At 68.9% G+C, this 2,848-nt stretch carries 3 protein-coding genes; all 3 read right to left on the bottom strand.

Features of this window, described 5'->3' with window-relative positions:
• Positions 1 to 1,582, bottom strand: a 1,582-nt coding sequence (locus tag GX543_RS02610) for an arabinofuranosyltransferase (protein ID WP_290849588.1), incomplete at its 3' end; no start/stop codon positions are given.
• A gap of 6 nt (positions 1,583 to 1,588) precedes the next feature.
• Positions 1,589 to 2,350, bottom strand: coding sequence for a decaprenylphospho-beta-D-erythro-pentofuranosid-2-ulose 2-reductase (locus GX543_RS02605; RefSeq protein WP_290849586.1), 762 nt, complete (start codon positions 2,348 to 2,350; stop codon positions 1,589 to 1,591).
• A 76-nt stretch (positions 2,351 to 2,426) separates the two neighbouring features.
• Positions 2,427 to 2,848 (bottom strand): D-arabinono-1,4-lactone oxidase (locus tag GX543_RS02600; RefSeq protein ID WP_290849584.1); only part of this gene is annotated, 422 nt, incomplete at its 5' end.

Raw genomic sequence — 2,848 nt, 5'->3', positions numbered from 1 at the left:
CGGTCTGTTCGCGGATCAGGGTGTTCAGTTCGGGGTAGTACGCCTCGGCGCCCGCCGCGTGCTGATCGGCGCGGACGCCGCGACCGTCGGTGTCGGTGTAGGCGGTGGTGATCTCGGCCGACAGCGCAGACGGGATGTGCTGGGCGACGGCCAGCGCGGCCACCGCACCCACCACGCCGATCACCGTGCGAACGTCGCCGAACCGTTCGATGGCCACCCGGCTCAGGGCGGCGACGCCGATGACGCCCGCGGCTGCCAGGATCGCGGTGGTGACGGGCTCGAGTCGGAATGAGAGGAGGGTGGTCCCCCGCGCGGTGAAGGCCAGCGACACCATCGTGAGGCCGACGACGGCCACCAGGGCACAGGCCATCGCCATCGCGATGGTGCGTTCGCGCAGACGCAGCAGGATCCAGACGAAGCCGACCAGGCAGAGCGCACCGATCAGACTCAGGTGGAACATCGGGAGCGCGACGATCGAGCCGCCTTCGGGCAGGTAGTGCTCGGCGCTGCCGCTCACCGCGGCGTCGGTGCGGAAGCGTTCGAGGAGATACGGGCCCCAGACGATCAGCGCGATCAGGCAGGCCAGCACGCCCATCACGGCCAATCGCACGACCACCGCGAGCATCGCCGGTCGACGCTGAGCTTTCAGCGCCTCGCCGCGGACCGCAGCGTTGCGCGGCAGCAGCCATGCCTGCGCGAGATAGACCAGCGCGATCAGCACGGCGCTGCCCGCGAAGACCGCGGTGAACAGGGTGTAGACCGTCGCCGAGACGCCGAGGAACACGCCGCCGTCGAGTACGGCCAGCCAGCTGGTGGCGCACAGCGGTGTGGGACCGTCTGTCAGCCGCGACTGTCCGCGCAACGCGTACGCGATCACCACGAGCATCGGCACGCCCACCAGGATCAGCACGGCCGAGTACGGCTCGGGCGAGGCGTACTGCAGGGTCACCAGGGTGACGGCGACGGAGATCCCCGTGCCGAGGGTGATCCCGACCATCCGGTTCCACAGCACCGCGCCCACGGCCGCGGCGACGGCCAGCGACAGAATGGCCCACGGCTTGTAGGCCTCCCAGCCCTCCAAGCCGAGGGCGTTGGCGTACCGACCGCCGAACCAGAACCAGGTGGCCGGGTAGTACGGCGGCAGATCGGCGTACGTCATGTCGGCCAGACGTGGGCTCGACGTGAGACGGGTCAGGAACTCGGTGCGGAACTGCTGGTCGACGCTGAGACCGAAGAGGTAGAGCTTGGTGGCCCCCAGCGGCATGCCGAGGGTCACCGTCACCAGGCCCGCCGACGCGAACGCCGACAGCAGCGACGGCAGCACCCGGGACCGGCCGTACCGCGACCACAGGACCGCGGCCACCGCGGCCAGGATGAAGACCGTCTGCCCCAGGGTGGTCAGCGCCCGGGTGACGTTCGAGGTGTTGAACGCGGGCCAGCCGACCGCGCCGATGAGCTTGAGGCCGACGAACGCGAGGATCGCTGCGCCGAGCACCGCGCCGCCGAGTTCGACGACGTCACGGGCTCGACCGGTGAGTCGGGACCGTTCGGGAGCGGAACTGACGGCCGCGGGGGTCTCCACCGGCTATCAGATGGGGAGCTTGCGGAACACCGGGCGCGGGATGTGGCGCAGCACCATCATGATGAACCGGAACGGGCCCGGAACCCAGATGATGTCCTTGCCCTTGTCGACGGCCGCGACCGCCATGCGCGCGACGTCCTCCTTGTTGACCGTGAGCGGCGCCTCGGCGACGTGCGCCGACAGGCGGGTGCGGACCTGGCCCGGACGGATCACCAGAACGCCGATGCCTTCGGGACGCAGCGCGTCGCCGAGTCCCAGGTAGAAGCCGTCGAGGCCGGCCTTGGTGGAGCCGTAGACGAAGTTGGAGCGACGCACGCGCTCACCGGCCACCGAACTCATCGCGATGATCTGGCCGTGGCCCTGCGCGCGGAACTTCTCGCCGAGCAGCACGCCGACCGAGACGGCGGCGGTGTAGTTGATGTTCGCCTCGAGGACGGCGAGCTTCTGGTCCTGCCAGGCCTGCTCGTCGTCGCCCTGGATGCCGAAGGCCACGATCGCCACGTCGATGTCGCCGCCGGCGAAAGCCTGGTCGATCACGTCGCGGTGGGTGTCGGTCGCGAGGGCGTCGAAGTCGATGGTCTCGACCGACGACGCGCCCGCCGACTTCATCAGCTCGACGGCCGCGGCAGCTGCGGGGTCGCCCGGGACGGTGGCCAGGACGACGCGCATCGAGCCCTTGGTGAGGTACTCGGACGCGATGGCCAGACCGATCTCGGAGCTGCCGCCCAGGATCAGGATGGACTGGGGAACGCCGACGGCGTTGAACATGGGAATCTCTTTCGGCGGAGCGGTCGGATGTGCGGTTCGGTCGGATCGCGCGCGGGGCGTCGCGCCGACCGACGGGTCAGATCAGTTCGAGTCGTCGGCCCATGTCGGACATGAACACGTGGTTCGGGTCGATGCGACGGCGCGTGGCGATCCACTTGTCGACCTCGGGGTACATGGTGTGGAAGGTCTCGGCGCTGGTACGCGAATCCTTCGCGGTGTACAGGCGACCGCCGATCGACATGACGCGCTGATCGAGCTCGCGCACGAACTCGTGCAGGCCGCGCTTGATCGGGAAGTCGACGCAGATGTTCCAGCCCGGCATCGGGAAGCTCAGCGGCGCCTGGTTGCCTTCGCCGAACAGCTTGAAGACATTGAGGAAGCTGACGTGCCCGGACGCCTGGATGTCGTAGATGATGCCCTTGAACTCTTCGACGGCCTCGGGCGGAACGATGAACTGGTACTGCAGGAAGCCCTTCGATCCGTAGGCGCGGTTCCAGT

The sequence above is a fragment of the Gordonia sp. (in: high G+C Gram-positive bacteria) genome (genome assembly GCF_012515855.1).
Classification (GTDB): Bacteria; Actinomycetota; Actinomycetes; order Mycobacteriales; family Mycobacteriaceae; genus Gordonia.
The sequence above is the reverse complement of the archived record's forward strand: the minus strand, read 5'-3'. Positions and strand labels throughout refer to the sequence as shown.